We start from the raw sequence: 25,079 nt of genomic DNA on the forward strand, positions 1-25,079 counted from the left end.
ATCGGCATTGGTTTTCTGATTAAAATTCAACCCTTTCCGTCAATTTTTAAACCCCCGTGCTAAATAAGTAAGTTAGGTTTGATGAGTGAAAACTTACCGTTATGGAAACGCCGTATTTTGTTCAACTGCTGGCAAACAGCCGCCTGGTAAGGGAAGCAGTAAGGGCCAGTTCAATCCATGAAATTGATCTGCAGGATACCATTTGTATCCAGTCGGGCCCCGGCCACCTCAAGCTGATCGATTTTCGGCTGAGTGATGATGAGTGTTTTAAGTTGGTTGATATCAGCGTTACACGTTATGCAACGCTGTTAGATTTCATCTCTGCCGACCTGAAGTACTTCGAACAATCGGGTTATTACTTTAATGTTTATAATTCGGGCCGCAAAACATTTGTGCCTTACCGGATAGGCAGCAGCACCTACAATGCCCGGAGCAAGCGTATCGCTAATATACAATTATGGGGCCGCACATTACAAGGCACTATCCTAAGCTCCGATTTGTTTGGCTGTAAAATTATGCTCAGTTTTAACAGATAACAGCACACGGCTATTTATCGGCCAGCAGCAGTTTTAGTTCAACAATCTTACTGTGGGTTTGATCCATATTAATGATCCCCCGGCGCGGCCGGTCAAGGTCAAGGATAAGGTAGATGGTGAGCGAGGTCATCAGCGCGAAGCTGCCAACAATCACCCAGTTAAACCGTTTATCTTTAGCGCCGTAGCCGGTAACAAAACTGCCGGCCAGCGTCAGCAGAAACAGCATCCAGAGGATAGATTCGGGCACATGGGCATTTCTATCGGCATCGCGCGTGGTAGTAATATCCATCATATCATTAAGCGCCGGTATCATTTGCTGCGACCGTAAGGTATTTTCCTTGTCCTGCGCTAACCGCATGATCCGTGCCCATATCCGCGCGGAAATATCGCCGGCCTGCTGCAGGGTTTTGTTTAAGGCAGCCTCATTTACTCCTGCTTTATAGTAATTGATCCGCGCGTCTACGTACTGTCTAAAATCAGCGCGAAGCGCTTTGCGGATGCTATCGGGATAAAGGTCGCAACGTAAAATCGCGGTGCTGATATTATTAGCTTCCTGTACAATTACTTGCCGGCGGGTGTCGCTTTTACCGGCCGACATACTAAAGGTAAAGGATAGCAGTAAGGCCAGTAAACCCAGTAAGGAGCCCTCTACCGGGCCCAGGCCATCTGCAACCTGATCCGGGTCTTTAACCAAATTTCGCCTCCGTAAATAATGACCGGCATAATTAGCGATCAGCATCAGCGTGAACAAGATAATCGTAATAACGATTGCAGGGATTTGGTAAAGTAAGGAGTTCATAAGGTTGCTGCTAAAACTTAAAGCTAAGCAAATTCCGTAAATTTCAAGGTTAAATATACCTTGTTTTTGAATGCTAAAACATGCACTGCAATCATTCAATCGCCTTTTAGCTGCAGCAAAAATACTGCGTGCATTACGCAAGCCTTAAGCCTAAGTTTTAATTGGTTGATCATGTTAGTGAACTGGCAGGTAAGTATCAAAAAATACCTACCTTGTCTTTCAAAATGAAAACAGAATTATACCTCACCAAATTAATAGCATGCTGCATAACATTGCTTTGCCCTGCCTTAAACCTGATGGCGCAAACCGCCGATACCCTGCATGCACCCCCGCCTGTATTACCGGGAGTATATGCCGACCCTAATATCGCGGCTTTTGGTAAAAAGTTTTACATCTACCCTACTACCGATGGTACCAAAGGCTGGTTATCAACGGCGTTTACCTGCTGGTCATCAGATAATTTAACCGACTGGAAGAACGAAGGGGTAATCCTTGATCTGCCGCGCGACCTGACCTGGGCCAAAGAGCGCGCCTGGGCGCCTACTATTGCCGCTAAACACAATAAATATTATTTCTACTACTCGGCCAATGTTAATATTGGCGTAGCTGTGGCCGATAAACCTGCCGGGCCGTTTAAAGATCCATTGAACAAACCTCTGATAGCCAAAGGCACCCGCCGCGGGCAAATGATAGACCCGATGGTGTTTACCGATGACGATGGTACATCCTACCTATACTGGGGACAGGGGCAATGCAATGTGGTAAAACTAAATGATGACATGATTAGTTGTGATACGGCAAAAATCGCATCGTTTAAACCTCCGGGTTATAACGAGGGCCCGTTTATGATCAAACGGAAAGGCATTTACTACCTGATGTGGTCGGAGTATGACACCCGCGACCCGCGTTATTCTATCGCTTATGCAACTTCAAACTCGCCTTTGGGTCCGTTTAAAAAAGCGGAAGGGCATCCGGTATTAAAAGGAAAAGGCGTGGTAAAGGGCGCGGGGCACCACTCGGTTGTACAAGTGCCGGGCAGGGATGAATGGTATATTGCCTATCACCGCTTTAAAATACCCGACGGAGATGGCTATAACCGCGAAACCTGCATATCATCCCTGCACTTTGATGCCGAAGGCAATATGATGCCGGTAGATGTTTTTGAAAAATTAAAGCCGGTTAAAAAGATCAAATAAAACTTTTGGCATAAAACAGCCACAGGTAAGCGGGTCGGCCATATTTGTCGTATATCCGCTTACCTGTGACTGAGATTTTTTAGATAAAGGAAATCTCCTATATCCCTGTTAAATCATTTTCGAACCATTAGGTTCCTAATCCTATTGTGCCATCTAAAGCACCCCTGCCTTCCGCTTTATCATCAGGTAAATCAGCTAAACTGCCATCCTGATTTAATACTTTGAAGGGTTTACGTTTATTAGGGCCACGACTTTCAAGACCTTTATTGGTGGTATCATAGCCTGGCGTATGGCCTTCTTCCTGCGCCTTCTTCCATTGATTATTGTCCCGCTTATTTCCCGGGCCATTATATTCGGTATTCATAACATTTACTTTTAAATCCTAAACATCTTTCTGACTTCCCGACTTTCGGACTATTCTATATCCCTTCGGTACCAGGCTCGTGCCCTACCATACGGCCGGTTGTGCGTCCATGGTTGCCGGGTGTAAAATCGGTGGTAGCGCGTCCTTCAGATGGAAATTCATGCTCGCGCGGCGGGGTAAGGTCGGTTTGCTCGCTGTATGATGCATCGTTACCGTCATTATGTTGCTGCACTTCCTGCTGCTGTGAATAACCTTGCGATTCGTTATCAGCCTGTTCACGTTCAGGGGTTTCGTTTTCGTTATGTTTTTGTCCTGGGATTTCGTTTGGATCGGAATTACTGTTAAATCCGGTTCCGCTTTGATTATTTGTTTCCATAGGTTATTTATAATTTAAGTTATAATTAATAAACCAGTGGATTGGAGAAATTGTTTTAAGGAATTTTTACTCAACCTGTCATTCTGAGCGATAGCGAAGAATCCCAAACTATGCATTTCCCTCTGCTAACCGGGGATCCTTCGCTATCGCTCAGGATGACGGTTTTAGTGCAGAGGGCAGCCCGCTTCCTCCATGTCACTCCACCCTTAAAGTCTCGCAAGGATTTCATAACTCAGAATGACGGGAAACAAAAAAGCGGCTTAGCGCCGCTTTCTATACTTAATCTGTTTACCACCAGCCTAATGACTGATGACCAGTGACTAATGACTATTAAGCATTCACCAAACAAATATCTTTTACCTTGGCTACTGCATAATCAATCTCCTCTTTAGTAGTATACTTAGAGAAAGAGAACCGCACCGATGGCCTTGCCGGACTGGCACCAATGGCCGTTAACACATGCGAGCCGATATTGCTGCCCGAACTGCAGGCGCTGCCGCCTGAGGCCGAAATACCGGCAATATCCAGGTTAAACAACAGCATATCGCCCATATCCATTTCGGGGAAGGATACGTTTAACACAGTGTAAAGGCTTTTAGCTTCATCAGTTTCGCCGTTGAAAGCGATGCCCGGAACCAATTCTTCCAGTTGCTGCTTCATGTACGATTTTAAGCCCTGGATATGATCTTTATGTTGCTCCATTTCGGCATAGCAAATATCCAGCGCTTTGGCCAGGCCTGCAATACCGTAAATATTTTCGGTACCGCCACGCATATTGCGTTCCTGCGCGCCGCCATATATCATGGGTTTAATTTTTACCTTATGGTTTACATATAAAAAGCCAACACCTTTTGGCCCGTGGAATTTATGCGCTGCACAGGCAATAAAGTGCACTTTTAGTTTGCTCAGATCGTGCACATAATGGCCCATGGTTTGTACCGTATCGCAATGGAAAACGGCATCATACTTTTCGCAGATCTCGCCAACACGCTCAATATCGGTAATGGTACCTAATTCGTTATTGGCATGCATCAGGGATACCAGGGTACGGCCCTGGCCTTGCAGCATTTCTTCTAACTGATTGTAATTGATATTACCCTTGCTGTCTACATCAACAAACTTCAGGGTGATGGCACCGGCACGTTCCATAGCCTCCAGGGTGTGGATAACGGCGTGGTGTTCCAGTTTACTGGTGATAGCATATTTCAGCTCCAGATCATTAATACCACACCTGATGGCGGTATTATCGGCTTCGGTACCGCCTGATGTAAAAAAGATCTCGGCCGGCGAAACGTGGAGTAAACCGGCGACGGTTTTACGTGCCCGTTCCAGTAGCGATCTTGCTTCGCGGCCATGCGCGTGAATTGATGATGGGTTACCAAACTGATTTTCCATCACTTTGTAAATTTCCTTTAACACTGCGGGATCCATCGGGGTCGTGGCAGCGTTATCTAAGTATACGCGCATGTTTTTGTGGGTTTTTAGTTAGCATCCCATAGGTCGCAGCGATGTTTTCGCTTACGGATTTGCGGTCCGGACTTTCTGACTAACTGAGTTTTAAAATTTCTTTTATATCGTTAATAATTTTATTGGCCAGGTTGTTGGCAACCGTTTCCGAATTACCTTCCGAATAGATCCTGATGATCGGTTCGGTGTTTGACCGACGCAAATGTACCCATTCTTTATCAAATTCTATCTTCAACCCATCAATTGTGGAATGCGGCTGACTTTTATATTTCTCTTCTACCTTTAACAACAAGGCATCTATATCCATTTCGGGTGTCAGCGTGATCTTATTTTTAGAGATAAAATAATTAGGATAACCACTTTTCAGCACCGAAACCGGTTTGCCGAATTTAGCTAAATGCGTTAAAAACAAAGCGATACCAGCCAATGCATCCCGGCCATAGTGCAGTTCGGGATAGATCACCCCGCCATTGCCCTCGCCACCGATGATGGCGTTGGTGGCCTTCATTTGGTTCACTACATTTACCTCCCCTACCGCGGCCGCGTTATATTCGCCGCCGGCGCGCTCGGTCACATCGCGCAAAGCACGGGTTGATGACAGGTTGGATACGGTATTACCTACCTGATTTTTCAGGATATAATCGGCCACAGCCACCAGGGTGTATTCTTCGCCAAACATGTTTCCATCCTCGCAAACAAAGCACAGGCGGTCAACATCGGGGTCAACAGCTATGCCCAGGTCGGCACGTTTACCTAATACTTCCTTAGATAAAGCGGTCAGATTTTCAGGCAGCGGTTCCGGGTTATGCGGGAAATGTCCATCAGGTTCGCAAAATAGCTTGTGTACGGTTTTAACGCCTAAGGCTTCTAATAAAGCGGGGACAAATATGCCACCGGTAGAGTTTACGCAATCAATCACCACCTTAAAATCGGCTTTGGTAATCGCGTCTACATCAACCAAAGGCAGGGCCAGTATCTGGTCTAAGTGTTTTTGCAGGTAGCTGTCGTCCTGCCTTACGGTACCCAGATCGTTTACATCAGCGTAAATAAAATCACTGCGTTCGGCTATATCCAGCACTTCTTTACCATCGGCATCGCTGATAAATTCGCCATCGGCGTTTAACAGTTTTAGGGCGTTCCATTGCTTAGGGTTATGGCTGGCTGTCAGGATAATGCCACCTGCTGCTTTTTCCAGCGGAACAGCTACTTCAACAGTTGGTGTGGTAGACAGGCCCAGATCAACCACATCAATACCCAAACCCTGTAAAGTACCGATCACGATATGATTAACCATGGTGCCTGATATGCGGGCATCGCGACCGACAACAATTTTTTTGATGCCTGATTTTTTGACGGCCCAACTGCCGTAAGCCGATGTGAATTTTACAATATCCAGCGGTGTTAAACCATCGCCTGCGCTGCCGCCTATAGTGCCCCTAATTCCTGATATTGATTTAATGAGTGTCAAAGTGTAAATGTTTTAGCGGGTAAAAATAAAAATTATTGTGTTGATGTTGGTGGATTAATTGAATGTTTTAATGCGAACCATCAGCTCCTATATTTGTTTGGCTAAAGCCAATGGGGTTGCCATTTTATCCGTCCCTTAAAAGGGACGGCAATGAATTAACCGGTTTACCAATACTTCGATTTCATTGCCGTTGGCTTCAGCCAACGGATGGGCAAATGCAAAACAGGGGCTTTAGCCCAACAATTCAATTTATTGGTATATTTAACCGTTTACAAAACACTATGCCCGAATACCTATTACAGCTTGACCGCAAGTTGTTCTACTTTTTTAATCATACGTTATCCAACCGCTTTTTCGATTGGATAATGCCCTATTTACGCTATCCGCAGTTTTGGATTCCGGTTTACGTTTTTATACTTGTTTTTTGCATCTGGCGGTATAAAAAGCAGGGCGTTATCATTATTTTACTGCTGGTTGCCACTTTTGCGGTTTCAGACTATGGCAGCGCCAGTATAATAAAACCAATGGTGAAGCGGGTACGCCCCTGTAACGACCCGGCTTTGGCACAAACAGTTATCCCGCGCGTGGATTGCGGAACGGGTTTTAGTTTTCCGTCATCGCACGCCAGCGATCACTTTGCTATAGCCGTGTTTTTAATTCTGGTTTTTCACAGGCGCTGGCGGGGCATTTGGTTTTGGTGCCTGCTATGGGCCACACTGGTTTGCCTGGCGCAATTATATGTTGGCGTGCACTACCCTATTGACATTTTGGCGGGTGCTATTTATGGCACGATAGTGGGGTACCTGTTTGGAGCTGTTTTACTGAAAAAATTACAGCCCGGATTTTAATGGCGACCTGGAAAATACTTATCCTTTTTTTAGCCGCGTTTGGCGGCGGCATATCGGTGTTCCTGTTTAAAGGGGGCAATCACAAGCAATTAAAGCTGGTGCTGTCATTCAGCGGGGCTTATTTGTTTGGCATTACGGTACTACACTTAATACCCGACGCCTATCACGATGCTGATAACATGGTAGGCGTTTTTATTCTGATCGGCTTCCTGTTTCAAATTGTACTGGAACAGTTTTCGGATGGGATTGAACACGGGCATATCCATGTACACTCGCACGCGCACGATCAGATCGTTTTCCCTTTAGGGATTATGGTGAGCCTTTGCCTGCACGCCTTTTTAGAGGGTATGCCATTGGCCGAAGGACAGCAGAACCAACTGGTGTTTGGTATTGCCCTGCACCATATCCCGGCTGCTTTTGCGCTGGGTAGTGTGCTGTTATCCAGCAATATCAAAAAAAACGGGGTTATCTTTTATGTATTCCTGTTTGCCATAATGGCGCCGGCCGGTTACTTTTTCAGTTCGGCATTAAGTAGTGGCGGTATTGGCAACCTGCAGCATTATTTTAACCGGATAATGGGCATAGTGATCGGGATCTTCCTGCATATCTCTACCACTATCCTATTCGAATCGACCGAAGACCATAAGTTTAATATGCGCAAGATGATTGCGGTGCTGTTGGGTGTTGGGATTGCGCTGGGTGGGTTTTTGAGTGAGATGTAACCCCCTAACCCCCTGAAGGGGGAACAGAAGCAATGCTAACTCCCCCTTTAGGGGGCTGGGGGGCCTTACCCCCTCAGCTTATCCAACAAATCACTCAACTGCCCTGCCTCTTCCTCGGTTAAATTATTTTGCAGCAGGTCTTTAGATTTAAACTCATCATCCATTTTACACAGGGTTTCTAAACCCATTTCGCTAATGCGGATATCAACCGCCCGGCGATCCTTTTTATTGGTGCAGCGCGATACCATGCCTTTTTGAATCAACCGGTCTACAATGCGCGATGCATCCGACATTTTGTCAATCATGCGCTCTTTAAGCAGGTTAATGGTGGCAGGATTAGGATATTGTCCGCGCAAAATGCGCAGGATATTGAATTGCTGGGTGGTGAGATTATATTTCTCGAAGTTTTCGCGGGTAGCATTGGTTAACCAGCCATAGGTATAAGAAATATTGATGATCACCTTATGGTAGTTATCCTCAAATTTGGTGCTTTGTATTTCCTTATCTATTTGCATAACTCTATTTTAAACGTGGCAGCATCTTATTTATGCTCCTCATCGGTATTTTGTTTTGGCTTACCATAGTCCCAGGGGCAATGCAGGCATTTGTTTTTGCAGCAATAACCGCGCTTTAAATGGTATTCGCGGGTAAATACAAAGTTACCATCTTCATTTATATAATAATCAATATTTTCCTGCAGCATTTTTAGGATAACATTTTCACAAAAATAGCATTACTGAAGTGTGCTGCCAAATGTTTACCCTCGCCATGCAATGTCCATACTTGCTGAGGCTGGGTATGGGCTATTACCTGCAAAATATCGTTCCAGTCGGCATGGTCTGATAACATCAGCGTATCCTGTCCGTTCACCTGTAAATTTTTCCAGCCCGATGCAAATAAGCGCTTTACCCCCGTTGCCTTAAAATAACTGTCGAAAGTAAACGGCGGCACGATATATACATACTCATCCTGGTTTTTCATGAGTTTGCGGCTATATAACTCATACTTGCCCAGCGGATAGCCGGCCTTTTCATAAACCTGGTTCAACGGCATAATACGGTGATGCACCAGGATCTTTTTCTGCGGAATGATATCGTTCATCATCCTGATCAAGCGCTGGCTTTTGCCCAATCCATAAGCGCCCAGCAGGATATTCATTTTAATATCGCCCATTTTCCGCACTTCTGCTATCGGATCCGGGTGACTGGTTTCGGGATTGGCAAACGTACTTTCGGTAATCAGTACATCGGCCTTAACAAACTCATACGGCTCGCAACTGGCATCGGGCTGTAGTTTATAATCGCCGGTATACAGGTATTTAACATCTTCATATTCCATCAGCACCTGGGCCGAACCCAGGATATGACCAGCAGGGATCAGGGTAATTTTAACTTTGCCAACAGTAAAAGTTTGGTAAAAATCCACTACATGGAATACCTTACCTGCGTTTTTACCATAACGGACCAGCATAAACTGATGTGTGGCAGCAGTGCAATAAACATTGGTATTACCGCTCACGGCATGATCGCCGTGGGCGTGGGATATTACCGCGTTTTTTACCGGCTGCTGCGGATCAAGGTAAAAATCCCCGTAAGGGCAATATAAACCGGTAGCATTAAAATGGATAAAATCGGCAATGATCATTTACTTAGAGATAGGTACAACTGGTGTAATGCCAGCACCTGGGGGATCACCAGGCGGGTTTCATCATTACAGATGAGGTCATCAGCGAGTTCAATCTTCTTTTCTTCACTAAACTGTTTGGCGTTACGGCTTTCAGCCTCGGCCCGGGTAATATGATCGCGCTGTAAAACGCGTTTCAGCCGCAATTCCAGCGGAGCAGTCACCATCAGCGACCGGTTGCACAATTTATACGACCCGCTTTCAAATAACACAGCGGCTTCCTTCATCACATAGGGTACATCATGCTGCAAAGCCAGCCAGTTATCAAAAGCGCGGAAGGTGGCGGGGTGCACCAGCGCGTTCAGCTTCGCTAATTCGGCCTCGTTATTAAATACGATCCCTGCAATATGCTTGCGATTGAGCGAGCCATCATCAAAATAAGATTCGTTACCGAAGGTTTGCTTAATACCGGCTATCAGTTCCGCATCGCGCACCATCACGTCTTTGGCGTGGTCGTCCGCGTAAAAAACAGGGACGCCCAATAATTCAAATATTTTACTGATGGTGGTTTTGCCACTGCCTATATTGCCTGTGATGCCTACTTTAAACATTACTTTTTAACAATAAAATCAATATTACGGGGCACAATGCTCACTATTTTGCAAAAAGAAGGCTTGCGAGTTAACGTTACCGGCAAGTTGCTATAACCCTTATTACGCCACAGGTCCAGATCGGCGGTAGCTTCAAAAAAATCTTCGTCGGTTTCGGCATATTTATTCAACGAAACGGTGAAGGTTACCTTTATCTTTTGGGGGAAAATTTTAACGTTGTCGTAATTATGATTGATCAATTTTATCGGTATTTCCAGCGTTTTCTCGGTAAATTCATCAACCGGAATGCGCACTTCTACCGTTTTAGGATATACTACCAAACTGCCATCGTTAACCGGGCGCAGGTTTAGGCGCGTACTGTAGCTTTCGTTAATATCCTGCAATTTTAATGAATCGGTGGGCCAATTGTCTATTTTATCAATGCGACTTGCCGGGCCGCTAACCGTAATGTATGAGGGCTTGATCACAATATGATCGGACCGGTAAAAACCTTGCTGGTAATTAATAGCCAGCATAAGTTTTACCGGTATTTTTTTTACAGCCCGGTTGGTAAAATCAAAATACAGGGTATCGGGATTAATGGCGGCAATGTAATTTTCTGAATCCCGGCCGGCATTAATTTGTTTTAACTGACTGCTTAATACCACAAAGCTTTTACTCTCCAGCGTATGCAGGTCGATATCGATCACCCGGCTTTCGTTTTTCATTTGAGATAACAGCATTTGCCAGCCAGTGCCATGCATGGTTACATCTACAGTATCCGATTGCAGCGAGTGAAAAGCCCGTTTTTGCGGGGCATTTTTAAAATTGACGATCTCTTTGATCACATATTTATGATCGTTTGAGAGCGAAACAAATACCCACGCCACAACAGCCAGCACAAGGCAGGTAATAAATACCGACAGTCGCCTGCGTTCTATAGCCGAGAGCTTGATGATGCCCATTTGCGTATTTGTGTTTTGAACCTTTCTTGATGGCGATTTAACCACAAAGGTCACAAAGCTTTGCACGAAGGACACAAAGCTAAATGGATTTAAAAGCCTTAGTGACCTTTGTGTTGACTATTATGACATTCCTTAGTGACCTTTGTGGTTACATTACCACCCAATTTTATTTTTTACCTTAAAATAAAATGCCGTTCAATTAAAACCAAATTGAACGGCATTCCATGTCGGCGGCGTATGTTATTTTGTTACGGCCGGAGGTGTGTTCAACGCTTTTGTAGATTCAAGCGATATCGCTGATTTCTCAAACTTGATCTTTACATTATTATCAACCTCAATTAAAAAATAGGTGTCGGTTACGGTGGCAACTTTGCCATGTATACCGGCTGTGGTAACTACTTTATCCCCTATTTTAATCTCTTCCACTAATTTTTTCTGATCTTTTTGCTTTTTAACCTGCGGGCGGATCATAAAAAAGTAAAATACCACAATGATCAAAATCATGGGTACAATGCTGCCCAAACTGCCTAAGCCACCACCGGCGGCCTGTAATAAAACTGTTGCTATCATTTGTTATCTAAAAATTATTTTTTTGTTGCTGTTTCAATTACTTCACCTACCATGTGCACTACTGTATTAGCCGGTAAAGTATTGGCCACTATAGTAATTTGCTTATCCTGCAGTCCCGATTTCCCTTCGCTACTGAAGGTAACTTTAACAATGCCGCTATCGCCCGGTTTTATTGGCGTATGCGGCCACTCGGGTTTGGTACAGCCACAGGTAGCATAACTATCGCTGATGATCAACGGCGATTTGCCCGTATTCACAAATTTATACTCGTGCGTAACCTTATCCCCTGTTTTAATTTTGCCAAAATCAAAAGCCTCGCTATCAAATTTTATTACCGGCGCGTTCTCTTTGGTTAGGGCGGCGCCTGCTACTGGTTTTGTACTGCCATTGTTGCAGGCAGTAAGGATGCTTAATGAAAGGATGGCTATTAATACTTTTTTCATTTTTACTCTTCTATTAAACCGCGGCCAATTTTCCTGATCTTATTTTCTGTTTTAAGCTCTGATAAAATTTTGTCTAATATACCGTTTATAAACGAATTACTTTTAGGTGTACTAAATTCCTTGGCTATCTCCAGGTACTCGTTTATAGTAACTTTTACCGGTACCGATGTAAAGTTAATAAACTCGGTTATCCCCATTTTCATCAGCAGGGTATCCATCATAGCTATACGTTCGGGTTCCCAGTTTTGGGTTTTGGCGCTAATCAATTCCTGGTATGGGCTATCGTAACGGATGGTTTTTTCAAACAAGTCTACTATAAACTCACGGTCTTCTACCCAGTTGCCGGTTACTTCGGCCAGCTTATTCTGGGCTGGGTCGTCATAAGCGAAATTCTTAAACGTTTTTGCGATCAGCGCCTGCAATACATCCTTATCTACCGGCCAAAAGATAAACATATCCTCAAAAACCTGTTCGGCTAATGACGATTTCAGGATCACTTTTTTAAAGATGAATTTAATAATATCCTTATCAGTTGATATGGTATCGTCTGTTTTTTGCAGGTACTCTTTATACTCGTCCGAGTTTTTAAGGATATTAAATAAAGCACGGGCCAGCTCCGGATCAAAACTCCAGGAAACCTTATATTTTTTTAACGCCGTAATGTATTCTTTATTTTGTTTTAACGAGGTAATGAACCTGTTTTCCAGGATTTTGAGGTTAGGTTTCAAATCCTCGGCAGTGGGCAGGTGCTTGTTCGCGCGCTCGTCGGCATCGGTCGATGCATAATCAATAACTTCAGAAATAAGCGACAGCATCCAGATGTACATTTCGTACACCTTATCAATGCTTTGCAGCAGTTGTTTCTCGTGATACTTAACGTCTTTCGAATCTGATTGGTGATAGGCGTACAACGCCTGTAATACTTTTACCCTAAGGTGCCTTCTGTTTAACATGGTAAGAACGATTTGTAAGGATTAAATCCTTGGTATAATGAAATTATTAGTATGATGTTTTAATTTTCTTAATATCGGCTATTCTTTTTTCTGCTATTTTGTTTGCTGCTTCAATGGTTGGGATGTTTTCGCTCTTCGATAATTTTAAAATGCTGCGTGTAGCATCGTAAATATTTTCGGTTAGCTGCAGGGTGCGCTTGCGGGTAAAACCCATCAATTCCGAATAGGCGTTGATCAAACCACCCGCGTTGATCACGTAATCGGGTGCCAGGATAACGCCTTTGTCCAGCAGCATTTTGCCATGCAGGGCCTCATCTTCTAACTGGTTATTGGCCGAGCCGGCTATAATGGCGCATTTTAGCTTTTTAATGGTACTGGTATTTATAGTTGCACCTAAAGCGCAGGGGGCATAAATATCAGCATCTATATCAAAAATATTATTGTTGGATACCGGCTGGGCGCCGTATTTTTTAGATACCTGCCCTACCCTGTCTTCATTAATATCGCTTACGTATACTTTGGTGTTCTCATCACGCAGCAAGCGTACCAGTGTTTCGCCTACGTGGCCCACTCCCTGCACAATTACAGAACGGCCGGCCAGGGTATCGGTTCCATATACTTCCTTTATGCAGGCTTTTATGCCCATAATTACACCCTTGGCAGTAATAGGCGAAGGGTCGCCGCTGCCACCTATTGTTTCGGGATAGCCGGTAACATGCTGGGTTTCCATCCGGATATATTCCATATCGCGTGGGTTGGTACCCATATCTTCGCCGGTAATAAATTCGCCGTTCAGGTTTTTGATGAAACGGCCCAGGCGGCGCATCATGGCCTCGGTTTTATCTTTTCGCGGGTCGCCAATAATAACGGCGCTGCCGCCCCCAATATTTAAGCCCGAAATAGACGCTTTATAGGTCATGGCTTTTGATAGCCGCAGCACATCGTTCAGGGCATCTCGTTCAGATCGGTATGTCCACATGCGGGTACCGCCCAAAGCAGGGCCTAAAGTAGTATCGTGAATAGCTATGATGGCTTTAAGCCCGGTGTCGGGGTCGTTACAAAACACTATTTTTTGATGCCCGTATTCTGTTAGCTGGCTAAAAATGGAAAGATCGTTATTGTTAGGTACAGGCATTGCAGATATGGTAGTGTTGTCGGGACAAAAGTAGGTGTTTTTTTGGTTGAAGCAAATTTCTTTTGCTTAGTCCGGAAGACGGAAAGACCGAAAGTCCGAAAGTACATTGTCATACATGGCGTTTTATTCGGCTTTCAGTCTTGCCGGCTTACCGACTTTCGGACTAATCCCCTATCTTTGACTTTCGGTCTTCCGGTCTTCCGGTCTTCCGGACTTTTTATCATGAAGGACCTTGCATATCTAAATAAATTCCTGTGGAAATATCGCTGGCGCCTGTTGCCGGGGATTTTGTTTGTGATTATTTCCAACATATTTGGCGTATTACCGGCACAGGTTATCCGCATCGCTTTCGATTTGGTTACCGATAATATCGGCACCTATCACCTGTTTGCAGGGTTTGAACGGCAAAGTATAATTTATACCATTTTTGGGCATAGCCTGCTGCTGTTTGGTTTCCTGGTGCTGGTTTTGGCTTTATTGAGGGGCATGTTCCTCTTCTTTATGCGGCAAACACTGATATTAATGTCGCGCCATATCGAGTACGACCTGAAGAACGAGATCTACAGCCACTATCAGGTACTATCGCTGGCTTTTTATCGCCGCCATAATACCGGCGATTTGATGAACCGCGTTACCGAAGATGTGAGCCGTGTGCGCATGTACCTTGGTCCGGGCATTATGTATACCATAAATACCGTGGTGCTTTTTATCATGGTGATATATGCCATGCTTACGGTAAATGTGCGGCTGGCCATATTTTCTATTTTACCAATGCCTATACTGGTGATAAGTATTTACTATGTAAATAATATCATTAACTCGCGCAGCGAGAAGATCCAGCAGCGGTTATCATCATTATCGGGTTTTGTGCAGGAGAATTTTTCGGGGATCAGGGTGATCAAATCATACGTACGCGAAAAATCTGTTCAGGAAAGCTTTGCTAAGGAAAGTGAAGGTTATAAAACGCAATCGATGGCGCTGGTACAGGTGCAGGCGCTGTTTTACCCCATGATGCTGTTATTGATCGGCATTAGCAACGTTATTATCATTTATGTGGGCGGCGTGGAAGTAATGAAGGGTAATGTAACCCCCGGCAATGTGGCCGAATTTGTAGTATATCTTAACCAGTTAATGTTCCCGGTCATATCTTTAGGCTGGGTTACCTCACTCATCCAGCGGGCGGCGGCATCGCAAAAGCGCATTAATGAGTTTTTGCATACTAAATCCGAAATTGCATCTATTAGCAATGAGCAACGCAAAATAAACGGGCAGATCACTTTTAATAACGTTTCCTTTATTTATCCCGATACCGGTATCCAGGCGCTTAAAAATATATCCTTTACCGCCGAGCCGGGCCAGATGGTGGCCATCATTGGCCGTACGGGCTCAGGGAAATCAACAGTGGCTAACCTGATTATGCGGATGTATGATTGCACCGATGGGCATATTGAGATAGATCAACTGCCGCTGCACCTGCAAAACCTGGAGCATTACCGGGCGCAAATAGGCTTTGTACCGCAGGAAGTATTTTTATTTTCGGATACGATAGCTAATAATATTGCGTTTAGCGCCGATGTATTAGATATGCCTGTTGTAGAACAAGCCGCTAAGGACGCCGCCGTTTATGATAATATTATTGAGTTTGAAAACGGCTTTGAAACCATGATAGGCGAACGCGGTATTACCCTATCGGGCGGGCAAAAGCAGCGTGTATCTATAGCCAGGGCCATTGTTAAACACCCGCAGGTACTGATATTTGACGATTGCCTGTCGGCGGTTGATACCCGTACCGAGGAGGCTATATTAAATAACCTGGGGCATATTATGCAGGGTAAAACAAGTATTATTATTGCCCACCGCATATCAACCATTAAAAACGCCGATAAAATACTGGTAATGGACCAGGGCCAGATTATTGAGCAGGGCACCCACGATAGCCTGATGGAACTAAAAGGCAGTTATTTTGAATTATACGAAAAGCAATTATTAGAAGAGGCCGAAAATAGTTAGGCTTGATTTAACCTCTCTTTGAAGCTAAACCCATAAACTAATAAAATAGTATTAAAAAATACGCTAAAATTTTTAGATATTATTGAAATTAATACTTGCTGTTTGAAAAAATTTATATATTTATCCCAAACAAACTAAACAAACACTTATTATATGGGAGATTTTGACAATAGAGAGCGCGAGGAGGTTTTTTCAAAAAAGGTAAGAGCAGGCAAGCGTACCTACTTTTTTGATGTAAAGGCAACAAGATCAAATGACTATTATGTTACCGTTACCGAAAGTAAGAAACGTTTGGAGGATGGTGTTTTTGTGAAGCACAAAATATTTCTGTATAAAGAAGACTTTGAAAAATTTGCCGAAGGTTTAAAAGAAACCATCGACTATATTAAAGCCAACCAGGAAGTTGTGGAAAAACGTTACGAATTCAGCGAAAACCACGAACCAGCACGGGCATCAGCCGACGAAGATTTTTCATTTGAAATTTAAACTCCTCCCTAACCAATTATAAAGCAAAAAATCCCCCGGTAGTTTACCGGGGGATTTTTTGCTTTTATATAATTTATGTCATTTCGATGAGCAAGGGAGGGAATGCGCGGTTCGTTCGAATGACATAGTGGTTATCCAAGCATGGTGCCGTTACAACAATGTACCACTCATAATCATTACCGCTATACTAAAGTAAATGATCAGCCCGGTAACATCAACCAGCGTAGCCACAAAGGGGGCGGATGACGTGGCCGGGTCGGCGCCAACTTTTTTGAGTAACAGTGGCAGCATAGAGCCTGCTAAGGATCCCCAAAGCACTACCCCTATCAGCGCCGTACCAACGGTAAAACCAACCAATATCCAATGCGGGCCATAGAGTGTAGGAAAGATCATCGTCCAAACAAAGATCCGCAGAAAGCCAATAATGCCCAGGGTGATGCCCAACATAGTACCCGACAGCAATTCGCGGCGCATTACACGCCACCAATCGGCAATGGTAACTTCTCCCAGGGCCATAGCCTGTATAATTAATGTTGATGCCTGCGAGCCGCTATTGCCCCCGCTGGATATGATCAAAGGAATAAACATAGCTAACACTACCGCCTTCGCTATCGATCCTTCAAAATACTGCATAGCGCTTGCAGTCAGCATCTCACCTAAAAACAAAACGATGAGCCAGCCTACCCGCTTTTTAACCAGGCGAAACAGGTTAATATCTAAATAAGGTTCGTCCAGCGCTTCGGTACCACCAATTTTCTGGATGTCTTCGGTATATTCTTCGTTAGCTATCCACAGGATATCATCCACAGTAACAATGCCCAGCATAATGTTATCATCATCCGTTACCGGCAAAGCTGTGCGGTTATTCATACGGAAAACGTTAATGGCTTCCTGCTGCGGGTCTTTTACATTTAATGCGATCAGGCGGCTATCCATCAGGGCGCTCACCTTGGTTTCGGGTTTAACCAGCAGTATCTCCCGGATGCGGATATCATCCAGCAAAACACCGTTATTATCAATCACATACAGCACATCAATAGTTTCGGAGTTTTTACCGTAGCGCCTGATGTGCGACAGTACCTTGGTAACATCCCAATCCTGTTTAACGGTGATGTAATCGGGCGTCATTAAACGGCCAACGCTATCTTCTTCATAACCCAATAAAGACAGGGCTTCCTTCCGGTCATCCGGCGGCAGGTGCAGGATCAGGTTCTTTACCGCGTCGCCATGCAGTTCGCTAAACAGCGCGGTACGGTCATCCGGCGGCAGGCCATTAATAAGTTCGGCAATTTTTGTCCCGGTAAGTTTTTTAATGATACGCTCCTGCGTCGGAAAATCCAGGATACGGAAAACATTAACAGCGCGGTTAATCGATAATGTTTCGATAAACCTAGGGCCATATTCCGGAAACTCATCTACCAGCTGTTCAACATCCGATATATTAAGATGGTTAAGATAATCGCTAAGCTGCTTATCGTCGTTTTGCTCCAGCAATATTTCTACTTCCTCCAACATCTCTTTTTCCATATGTGGCCCCTCCGTTTTTACATGTTATGGTTGATTTTATGCCTATTGATAGCGCCCGCAAAGGTGCGTTTAATTTTTCAAAAAAACAGGCCGTTTTTTCTGTTATCTTTGCGCGATTTTAGTCCATAGCCCATGGACCATAGTCGATAGCGTTTTTGCAATCTTACTATGGACTATCGACTATGGACCATCGACTAAATTTAATAAAACATGGGACTACAATGTGGTATAGTGGGTTTGCCAAACGTGGGGAAATCAACTCTTTTTAATTGCTTATCAAACGCTAAAGCGCAGGCGGCCAATTTTCCGTTTTGCACAATAGAACCCAATGTGGGAGTTATTACTGTTCCGGATGAGCGCCTGACCAAACTCACCGAAATAGTGAACCCTAAAAATGTGGTGCCTAACGTAATTGAGATTGTAGACATTGCCGGCCTGGTTAAAGGTGCCAGCAAGGGCGAGGGTTTGGGTAACCAGTTTTTGGCCAATATCCGTGCTACCAACGCCATATTGCACGTATTGCGCTGCTTTGATAACGATAACGTAATACACGTTGATGGTTCTGTTGACCCGATACGCGATAAGGAAATTATTGATACCGAACTACAACTGAAAGACCTTGACTCGATAGAGAAAAAGATACAGAAGGTTGAAAAAATGGCCAAAACCGGCGGCGACAAGGAGGCCAAAAAAACCTTCGACGTGCTAACCATTTACAAAAACCATTTGCTGGAAGGTAAATCGGCACGTACCGCTCCCGTTGCCGAAGAAGATCAGGAATACATTGCCGATATATGGCTGCTAACCGCCAAACCTGTATTATATGTTTGTAATGTAGATGAGGCATCGGTTAACACCGGCAATGCTTATGTAGACAGGGTGAAAGCCGCTGCCAAAGCAGAAGGCGCCGAAGTGCTGGTTATATCAGCACAAATAGAATCGGAAATTGCTACGCTGGAAAGCTATGAGGAACGCCAGTTGTTTTTGGAGGATCTGGGTTTAACCGAATCGGGCGTTAATAAGCTGATTAAGGCCGCCTACAAGCTGCTTAACCTGGCCACCTACTTTACCGCCGGTGTGCAGGAAGTACGCGCCTGGACCATCACCAAGGGCTTTACTGCCCCGCAGGCAGCTGGTGTAATACACAGTGATTTTGAAAAAGGCTTTATCCGTGCCGAAGTGATCAAGTACGATGACTTTGTAAAATACAACGGTGTGGAAGCTACTATTAAAGAGAACGGCAAACTGGGTATTGAAGGCAAAACATATGTAGTTGAAGACGGCGATGTAATGCACTTCAGGTTTAATGTGTAGCCCCCCAGCCCCCTAAAGGGGGTGTAAGTAGTCGAAAAGTCGGGAAAGACCGAAAAGATATAATTAAAACAAAAGGCGCTTCGGTAAACCGAAGCGCCTTTTTTATCATCTGCATATTTGCACATTTTCTCATCTGCACATTTGCTCCCCCTTTAGGGGGCCGGGGGGCTTAAAGCTTATTCCCATTCAGCTTCGGATTTTGGCTGGCGTTAACCTGGTAGGTATTGATGGTATTATCCACCCCAACCTCTACAATCCTGTAACCCTTATATTCAGTTCCCCAATTACCGCCAAAGTGCGAATCGAACAAATGCGGGAAGTTTTTACCGGTATAACGTACTCCATCCAGCGAATGATCGTGCCCGTGGAACGCGGCTTTAATATTTGGATAGCTGTGCAGCAATTCAATGATATCGGGGCAATTTAAAAATATCGTTTTCTCTTCGGGCAGCCAGGTATGCGGCGGAACGTGCAATACCGCAAATACAATAGGTTTAGCTTTAAATTTGTCAAACGATGCCTTTAAAAATGCGGCATTAGGGCAAACATACTCGCCCTTTGTATTTGCTGTATTGGCCAATACAAAGCCGATATCGCCCTTATCAATAGTATAATTATCCTCGTACCCGAATACGTTTTTCCAAACCTGAGCATCGGCAAAATCGTGGTTGCCGGGCAGTGTGTGGTAAGGCACAGGTAATTTATCTAAATAAGTAGTTTTTATTTTAGGCAGCAGGTCGGGACGGTTATGCACCAGATCACCGTTAACAATTACCATATCCAGGTGGTTATCATGATGCTCTTTATGCATCCAGCTAACCATGTTGCTGTAAAAAGTATCCGAATCGGTATCGGGCTGCGCATAATGCCCATCAGAAACCAGCGCAAAACGCAGTTTAAACTTAGCATCCGGCTTGGTATAACTGTTACCATCTACAGTCCCGGCAAACGAGTTGATGGCCGGCAGCAGGTTAATACCTGCCATGCCGATGAGTGTTGATTTAAGAAATTTGCGTCTGTTGTTCATGTTGATGTTATTGGTGTAAATTAAAGGCGACCATTACCCTGATGGTATAGCCATTTTGTGAAGCCAGCGCGCCTACATCCCTGATAGCTGCGGAAGGTACCACGGTACTATGTGTAGCATAAAATACGGGGCCGCCGCATACCGAAAATGAGAAGCGGGAGCGGTATGGGTTTACATTGATAGATGGCCCGATCAGCAATTTGGCGCCGCCTTCGGCTTCGTCCTTTTCCCAAAAGCCTTCCAGGTCCTGCCCTACGGCTTCTATACCGGCAAAAAATGGCCCGGCAATGCAGTGCTGAAAACCAACACTGGTAATCAGATCTATACCGTCGCGGTTTTTATTAAAGGCTTTCTCAAATTTCAGGTTGCCCCCAACGCGCCAGGCTGCGGCATCATAGGCGGCTGTAATGCGGCTAAATATGGCGGCGGTGTTTGAAAAATCGCGGTTAGCGCCTAAGCCTACACCAAAACGTGCGCCTATGGCTTTTTGCCCGCCAATAAAATCACGGATCACTTCGGCCTGCTGTGCGCTGGTAGTCCCACCCGAATTGGCAAAACCCAGGCTGGCAGCCGCCAAAAAGGTAAACCGGTTACCCAGGTAGCCTTTAACAGCTAATTGCTGGTCTACACCATCATAACCGAATGATCCTGCTGTGCGCTCGCCATAACCGCCTGCATAGTTTACGCTCCATAATGGCGTATTTGCAGTAAGTGTGTTAACAGAAAACAAAAAGGGCTGCGGCGCAGTCATTGCCGGCGCCGGTTTTATATCGGCCGCGTTTTGCGCTTTTACCTGTATGTTAATAAAGCTAATAACGGTTAAAGCGAATAGAATTTTCCTCATAAGTAAGCAGATGTTTGACATTGGTAAATATCCGGCAATGATACAACAGGCCCGTTAATTTGTTGTTAAATTTATATCAATGAAATCTTTATATAAAATTTTCGGCACATAATTTTATATCAACTTTAAAGTAACTGATCCTTTTTTATTTTATCAGTTTATAATAACAAGCAATAGGTTATATTTGCGCCATGCTCCCGTAGTTCAACGGATAGAATTATGGTTTCCGGTACCATCGATATGAGTTCGAATCTCGTCGGGAGCACTTAAGGAAATGGACTTAATTGGACATTTCCTTTTTTTATGCACTTAGCGGATATTAATTAGCATTAATAATTGATAGACTTACGGTAAGAAGTATAGCCGCCAATGGCAAACTTTAGGCCCACAACAATTTGGCTCATGGAGTCATTTTTTTTGCTGTATTGATTGTTGGTAGGGTTAACGCCATCTAAATTATCGCTTAAAACATAATTAAACTGATAACCAAAATCAATTTTAGCCCATGGCTCATTATAACTATTGAATAGTTTAAACTCATATCCGGCCTTTAACGGGATAAATACGTTACTACTCTTACTTTCGGCCGAGAGCTGGCCGGTATCATAGTTTTTAACATCGGTATAAATTACGCCAACACCGGTGCTGATATAAATATTTTTAAAAAAATTACTGAACTGACTTCTTGAATAGTCCATAATTTCGCCCATTTGCAATTGCGCCCTGAAAGTTACCATGCTATAATCATTAGTGAAACTAAGGTCGCTGCCCGGTATTACTCCTGTCAAATCGCTGCCATTAAGGCCGCCTACCTGTATCTCGGCTATATAGTTAATAAACGGACTGTAGTTGTACGTGAAATGGATCTGGGCTGCATAGCCCGATCCGCTTTTTGCAAAATCGGTGTAGGTGGTATTAACTGCTCCCGATAGGCCAAAATCGTACTGGGCGTAGTTATATCCAACCTGGGCATAAGCTGCCGCAAACGAAACACCAATGAGCAGGGTAAAAATGAACTTTTTCAAACTATAGGTTTTGAGTTTAAATACCAGATAATTGGCAGCCTGGCGCGTTACTATGTCAAATGTATATATTTTTTTATTTGGACAGTAAAAATTATAACGATAAATTAAAAACAATATCCCAATAAATAAATACGTCAAAAGCTAAAGCGCAACCCACTGACCTGTAAAACCCTTTAGCACAGCGATATTTTTGGGTTCTCCGGTTTTTCTTTATCTTCAACATAAAATATAGTTATTTATGCTTTTTAACTCGGTTGAATATGCCATATTTTTACCTTTAGTATTCATATTTTACTGGTTCATTTTAGAGCGGAAATTACCTCTGCAAAACCTATTCGTTTTACTTGCAAGCTATTTGTTTTACGGATGGCTGCAATGGAAACTGCTGTCCCTGCTTTTTATCACAACTGTAGTTGATTACTTTGTAGCCCTTGCATTAAACCGCACAACACAAAATTCGCGACGTAAAGCGCTGATTATTGTAAGCATAACCGCCAACTTAAGCCTTTTAGGCTTCTTTAAATACTATAATTTCTTTATTGAAAATTTCATTACCGGGCTTTCATGGCTTGGGATAAAAGCTGATTTTTTTACGCTAAGCATCATCTTACCCGCCGGAATAAGCTTTTATACGTTCCAAACCATGAGCTATACCATTGATGTTTACCGGCGCAAGCTTACTCCCACCAAAGATTTTATTGCTTTTGCGGCATTTGTAAGCTTTTTTCCACAGTTAGTTGCCGGGCCCATAGAACGTGCTGAACATTTGTTGCCCCAGTTTCTTAAAAAACGCCGGTTTGATCAGGCTAAAGCAGTTGATGGCCTTAAGCAAATGCTTTGGGGCTTTTTTAAAAAGATTGTAATTGCAGATAACTGCGGCAGAGTAGTTGATCTGATCTATGCTAATTCACACGATTACACAGGCTCCGCTTTATTATTAGCTGGGATATTTTTTACGATACAGGTATACTGCGATTTTTCGGCCTACTCGGATATTGCTATAGGTTCGGGCCGCCTTTTTGGATTTGAACTGATGCAAAATTTTGCATTTCCATACTTCTCGCGAAACATTGGTGAATTTTGGCGGCGATGGCATATATCACTATATAGCTGGTTCAGGGATTATGTTTACATTCCCCTGGGAGGGGGCCAGGGCAGTAAAGGGCAAAAAATACGCAATGTGTTTATCATTTTTTTATTAAGCGGTTTCTGGCACGGCGCATCGTGGAACTTTATTTTATGGGGATTGTTAAATGCACTTTACCTTTTACCCTCGCTGCTTAGTTCCCGCCATATCAACTACAAGGATACTGTAGCCCCCAATAGCAATACCCCTTCAATAACCGAGGTATTTCAAATGGGCCGAACATTTTTGCTGATATTATTGTCTATGATGGTTTTTCGGGCTAAAAACTTCCATGAGGCGGTTTATATGGTTACACATTCGGTATCGGGCCTTTTCAATATTGGCGCTTACCGGCAAACCATAAAAATTATTCAGGAAACAGGGTATGTTTTTATTGCTTTAGTAATTGGGGTTTTTGTAGTTGAATGGTTTGGGCGCCGCCAAAGGTATGCCCTTGAAAAAATGCCGGCCGCGTTAAGTCCGTTTGCAAAATATGCCTTTTATTACAGCATTATTTTAATCATCATCCTTTTAGGCAACTTTGGCGAAAATAAGTTCATTTATTTTCAATTTTAAATATGAAATCATTTGTATATAAGGTTTTAGGCATCTGCCTGCCCTTAATCATCATACTGGTATTAGTTAATTATTTTGGAGATGCTGCCAAGATATTTTCTAATAATTATGAGAAAAAGATTGCCGGCATGCTGTTGTCCCATAAATCGGTCACCAATATCAGTAACTATAATGAACGCCTGGTACAACAGGAATGGATAAAGAAGTTACCCTTTGCACCTGATATTGCCGTAATAGGATCAAGCAAGGCGATGCTTATTGACTCGGGCATGATTGGAGGATATCGATTGATTAATAATTCAATTAGCGGGGCAACGCTTACAGATATTGAAGCTGTTTATCACCTTTACTTGCTAACAGGAAAAATCCCCCGCCGCATCATTATCGGTATAGATCCCTGGACACTTAATGATGATGCAGAACAACAGCACATAGCCCAAAAATCAGGCGATCATAAAATCGATAACGGTAAACAAACACGGTTGAACAAATTCACCACACTTTTTTCGTTAACTTATTTTCAACGTTCGCTGCCTGCTTTGTTAAGGAAAATCCGCGGCCATGATCAGCCGGTAGCTACTACAGAAAAATACAATGTTTCTAATACCAAAAACCCAGATGGTTCTTTAACTTATAACGATGCTTATCGAAACAGCAGCGAAACAGCGGTAAAATCACGGGTTGAGATTTACCTGAAGCGGGGGGATATTGCTGATTTGAAACTGTTAAATTCGGTTTCCGCCGGCAAATGGAAACAATTATTGCAGTTAATTAATGATATGCAAACCCGACATATCCGGGTCTTCCTGTTACTGACTCCTTATCATCCTTCCATTTATAAAACTATCCTTAACAGCTATCCGTCGGGATTAAATGCAGAGCATCTGATCAAACAATTCGCTGATCAAAAAAAAATAGAACTGATCGGTTCATTTGATCCTGCAAAATGTGGTTTATCAAACAGGGATTTTTATGATGCTGTACATTGTAATGAGCATGGACTTCGATTGATTTTGAATAAGTTTGTATTACATTAACGGATTGGGTTTCATTAAATCAGCAACTGATCTGTATAAAAATAAACTAACC

Annotated in this window: 27 protein-coding genes and 1 tRNA gene; 10 read left to right on the forward strand and 18 right to left on the reverse strand. The window is 43.6% G+C overall.

Features of this window, described 5'->3' with window-relative positions:
• Nucleotides 1-101: 101 nt before the first annotated feature.
• A complete protein-coding gene (locus AC07M6_RS10310; RefSeq protein WP_494889057.1) occupies nucleotides 102-536 on the forward strand; it encodes a hypothetical protein in 435 nt (144 codons plus the stop codon).
• Nucleotides 537-546: 10 nt separating this feature from the next.
• Here AC07M6_RS10310 and AC07M6_RS10315 read toward each other — a convergent pair whose 3' ends face one another.
• Nucleotides 547-1,335: a bestrophin-like domain gene (locus AC07M6_RS10315; protein ID WP_494889059.1), complete on the reverse strand. Its 789-nt coding sequence runs from the start codon at nucleotides 1,333-1,335 to the stop codon at nucleotides 547-549.
• Nucleotides 1,336-1,559: 224 nt separating this feature from the next.
• Here AC07M6_RS10315 and AC07M6_RS10320 point away from each other — a divergent pair, with 224 nt between their 5' ends.
• A complete protein-coding gene (locus tag AC07M6_RS10320) occupies nucleotides 1,560-2,531 on the forward strand; it encodes a family 43 glycosylhydrolase (protein WP_494889061.1) in 972 nt (323 codons plus the stop codon).
• A 127-nt stretch (nucleotides 2,532-2,658) separates the two neighbouring features.
• Here AC07M6_RS10320 and AC07M6_RS10325 read toward each other — a convergent pair whose 3' ends face one another.
• From AC07M6_RS10325 to glmM, 4 genes are all read right to left on the reverse strand, one after another.
• The gene (locus AC07M6_RS10325) at nucleotides 2,659-2,895 is read right to left on the reverse strand and encodes a hypothetical protein (RefSeq protein WP_494889063.1); all 237 of its coding nucleotides are present in this window, start codon (nucleotides 2,893-2,895) and stop codon (nucleotides 2,659-2,661) included.
• Nucleotides 2,896-2,950: 55 nt separating this feature from the next.
• On the reverse strand, nucleotides 2,951-3,271 hold the full coding sequence (locus AC07M6_RS10330) for a hypothetical protein (protein ID WP_494889065.1): 321 nt from the start codon (nucleotides 3,269-3,271) through the stop codon (nucleotides 2,951-2,953).
• Nucleotides 3,272-3,601: 330 nt separating this feature from the next.
• The gene (locus tag AC07M6_RS10335; protein WP_494889067.1) at nucleotides 3,602-4,738 is read right to left on the reverse strand and encodes a cysteine desulfurase family protein; all 1,137 of its coding nucleotides are present in this window, start codon (nucleotides 4,736-4,738) and stop codon (nucleotides 3,602-3,604) included.
• Nucleotides 4,739-4,817: 79 nt separating this feature from the next.
• Nucleotides 4,818-6,206: a phosphoglucosamine mutase gene (gene glmM, locus AC07M6_RS10340; protein ID WP_494889069.1), complete on the reverse strand. Its 1,389-nt coding sequence runs from the start codon at nucleotides 6,204-6,206 to the stop codon at nucleotides 4,818-4,820.
• A gap of 281 nt (nucleotides 6,207-6,487) precedes the next feature.
• On the opposite strand from glmM, the gene AC07M6_RS10345 reads away from it, so the two are divergent.
• Together AC07M6_RS10345 and AC07M6_RS10350 are read left to right on the forward strand one after the other, a co-directional pair.
• Complete coding sequence (locus AC07M6_RS10345) at nucleotides 6,488-7,054, forward strand: phosphatase PAP2 family protein (protein ID WP_494889070.1); 567 nt, start codon at nucleotides 6,488-6,490, stop codon at nucleotides 7,052-7,054.
• On the forward strand, nucleotides 7,054-7,776 hold the full coding sequence (locus AC07M6_RS10350; RefSeq protein WP_494889071.1) for a ZIP family metal transporter: 723 nt from the start codon (nucleotides 7,054-7,056) through the stop codon (nucleotides 7,774-7,776). Before AC07M6_RS10345 ends, AC07M6_RS10350 begins: the two co-directional genes overlap by 1 nt.
• A 65-nt stretch (nucleotides 7,777-7,841) precedes the next feature.
• Here the strand turns inward: AC07M6_RS10350 and AC07M6_RS10355 are convergent, their stop codons facing one another.
• The 9 genes from AC07M6_RS10355 to AC07M6_RS10395 all read right to left on the reverse strand — a co-directional run bounded on the left by AC07M6_RS10355 (nucleotide 7,842) and on the right by AC07M6_RS10395 (nucleotide 14,055).
• Nucleotides 7,842-8,291 carry a MarR family winged helix-turn-helix transcriptional regulator gene (locus AC07M6_RS10355; RefSeq protein WP_494889072.1) on the reverse strand — a complete coding sequence of 150 codons (450 nt, stop codon included), beginning with the start codon at nucleotides 8,289-8,291 and terminating at the stop codon, nucleotides 7,842-7,844.
• Nucleotides 8,292-8,317: 26 nt separating this feature from the next.
• Nucleotides 8,318-8,479 (reverse strand): C1orf53 family protein, encoded by a 162-nt coding sequence (locus AC07M6_RS10360; RefSeq protein WP_494889074.1) that lies wholly within the window; start codon nucleotides 8,477-8,479, stop codon nucleotides 8,318-8,320.
• A gap of 2 nt (nucleotides 8,480-8,481) precedes the next feature.
• A complete protein-coding gene (locus tag AC07M6_RS10365; protein ID WP_494889075.1) occupies nucleotides 8,482-9,420 on the reverse strand; it encodes an MBL fold metallo-hydrolase in 939 nt (312 codons plus the stop codon).
• Entirely contained in the window at nucleotides 9,417-10,010 is a 594-nt protein-coding gene (gene coaE / locus AC07M6_RS10370; RefSeq protein WP_494889076.1) for a dephospho-CoA kinase, read from the reverse strand. The genes AC07M6_RS10365 and coaE overlap by 4 nt, the downstream gene beginning before the upstream one ends.
• Complete coding sequence (locus tag AC07M6_RS10375) at nucleotides 10,010-10,954, reverse strand: CdaR family protein (protein ID WP_494889077.1); 945 nt, start codon at nucleotides 10,952-10,954, stop codon at nucleotides 10,010-10,012. The genes coaE and AC07M6_RS10375 overlap by 1 nt, the downstream gene beginning before the upstream one ends.
• Nucleotides 10,955-11,194: 240 nt before the next feature.
• Nucleotides 11,195-11,524: a preprotein translocase subunit YajC gene (gene yajC / locus AC07M6_RS10380; RefSeq protein WP_494889079.1), complete on the reverse strand. Its 330-nt coding sequence runs from the start codon at nucleotides 11,522-11,524 to the stop codon at nucleotides 11,195-11,197.
• Between the two features lie 14 nt (nucleotides 11,525-11,538).
• Nucleotides 11,539-11,967 carry a DUF1573 domain-containing protein gene (locus AC07M6_RS10385; RefSeq protein WP_494889081.1) on the reverse strand — a complete coding sequence of 143 codons (429 nt, stop codon included), beginning with the start codon at nucleotides 11,965-11,967 and terminating at the stop codon, nucleotides 11,539-11,541.
• Nucleotides 11,968-11,969: 2 nt separating this feature from the next.
• Entirely contained in the window at nucleotides 11,970-12,920 is a 951-nt protein-coding gene (nusB, locus tag AC07M6_RS10390) for a transcription antitermination factor NusB (RefSeq protein WP_494889083.1), read from the reverse strand.
• A gap of 46 nt (nucleotides 12,921-12,966) precedes the next feature.
• Entirely contained in the window at nucleotides 12,967-14,055 is a 1,089-nt protein-coding gene (locus AC07M6_RS10395; RefSeq protein WP_494889085.1) for a Glu/Leu/Phe/Val family dehydrogenase, read from the reverse strand.
• Between the two features lie 222 nt (nucleotides 14,056-14,277).
• Here AC07M6_RS10395 and AC07M6_RS10400 point away from each other — a divergent pair, with 222 nt between their 5' ends.
• Both AC07M6_RS10400 and AC07M6_RS10405 read left to right on the forward strand, forming a co-directional pair.
• On the forward strand, nucleotides 14,278-16,065 hold the full coding sequence (locus AC07M6_RS10400) for an ABC transporter ATP-binding protein (protein WP_494889087.1): 1,788 nt from the start codon (nucleotides 14,278-14,280) through the stop codon (nucleotides 16,063-16,065).
• Between the two features lie 153 nt (nucleotides 16,066-16,218).
• Complete coding sequence (locus tag AC07M6_RS10405; protein WP_494889089.1) at nucleotides 16,219-16,551, forward strand: DUF3276 family protein; 333 nt, start codon at nucleotides 16,219-16,221, stop codon at nucleotides 16,549-16,551.
• Nucleotides 16,552-16,701: 150 nt separating this feature from the next.
• Here the strand turns inward: AC07M6_RS10405 and mgtE are convergent, their stop codons facing one another.
• Nucleotides 16,702-18,078, reverse strand: coding sequence for a magnesium transporter (gene mgtE, locus AC07M6_RS10410; protein WP_494889091.1), 1,377 nt, complete (start codon nucleotides 18,076-18,078; stop codon nucleotides 16,702-16,704).
• Between the two features lie 210 nt (nucleotides 18,079-18,288).
• On the opposite strand from mgtE, the gene ychF reads away from it, so the two are divergent.
• Complete coding sequence (gene ychF, locus AC07M6_RS10415) at nucleotides 18,289-19,392, forward strand: redox-regulated ATPase YchF (protein WP_494889093.1); 1,104 nt, start codon at nucleotides 18,289-18,291, stop codon at nucleotides 19,390-19,392.
• 169 nt (nucleotides 19,393-19,561) lie between these two features.
• Here ychF and AC07M6_RS10420 read toward each other — a convergent pair whose 3' ends face one another.
• Together AC07M6_RS10420 and AC07M6_RS10425 are read right to left on the reverse strand one after the other, a co-directional pair.
• On the reverse strand, nucleotides 19,562-20,419 hold the full coding sequence (locus AC07M6_RS10420) for a metallophosphoesterase family protein (RefSeq protein ID WP_494889095.1): 858 nt from the start codon (nucleotides 20,417-20,419) through the stop codon (nucleotides 19,562-19,564).
• 7 nt (nucleotides 20,420-20,426) lie between these two features.
• Nucleotides 20,427-21,263: a hypothetical protein gene (locus tag AC07M6_RS10425; RefSeq protein WP_494889097.1), complete on the reverse strand. Its 837-nt coding sequence runs from the start codon at nucleotides 21,261-21,263 to the stop codon at nucleotides 20,427-20,429.
• A gap of 193 nt (nucleotides 21,264-21,456) precedes the next feature.
• Between AC07M6_RS10425 and AC07M6_RS10430 the strand changes: the two genes are divergently transcribed.
• A tRNA-Arg gene (locus AC07M6_RS10430) sits at nucleotides 21,457-21,528 on the forward strand.
• A 64-nt stretch (nucleotides 21,529-21,592) separates the two neighbouring features.
• Here the strand turns inward: AC07M6_RS10430 and AC07M6_RS10435 are convergent.
• The gene (locus AC07M6_RS10435; protein ID WP_494889099.1) at nucleotides 21,593-22,288 is read right to left on the reverse strand and encodes a DUF6089 family protein; all 696 of its coding nucleotides are present in this window, start codon (nucleotides 22,286-22,288) and stop codon (nucleotides 21,593-21,595) included.
• Nucleotides 22,289-22,526: 238 nt separating this feature from the next.
• On the opposite strand from AC07M6_RS10435, the gene AC07M6_RS10440 reads away from it, so the two are divergent.
• Together AC07M6_RS10440 and AC07M6_RS10445 are read left to right on the forward strand one after the other, a co-directional pair.
• Nucleotides 22,527-23,990, forward strand: a complete 1,464-nt coding sequence (locus AC07M6_RS10440) for an MBOAT family O-acyltransferase (RefSeq protein ID WP_494889101.1) — start codon at nucleotides 22,527-22,529, stop codon at nucleotides 23,988-23,990.
• A 2-nt stretch (nucleotides 23,991-23,992) separates the two neighbouring features.
• Nucleotides 23,993-25,027: a hypothetical protein gene (locus AC07M6_RS10445; protein ID WP_494889103.1), complete on the forward strand. Its 1,035-nt coding sequence runs from the start codon at nucleotides 23,993-23,995 to the stop codon at nucleotides 25,025-25,027.
• Nucleotides 25,028-25,079: the final 52 nt, after the last annotated feature.

The sequence above is a fragment of the Mucilaginibacter sp. GW821-FHT07H05 genome, from assembly GCF_059418485.1.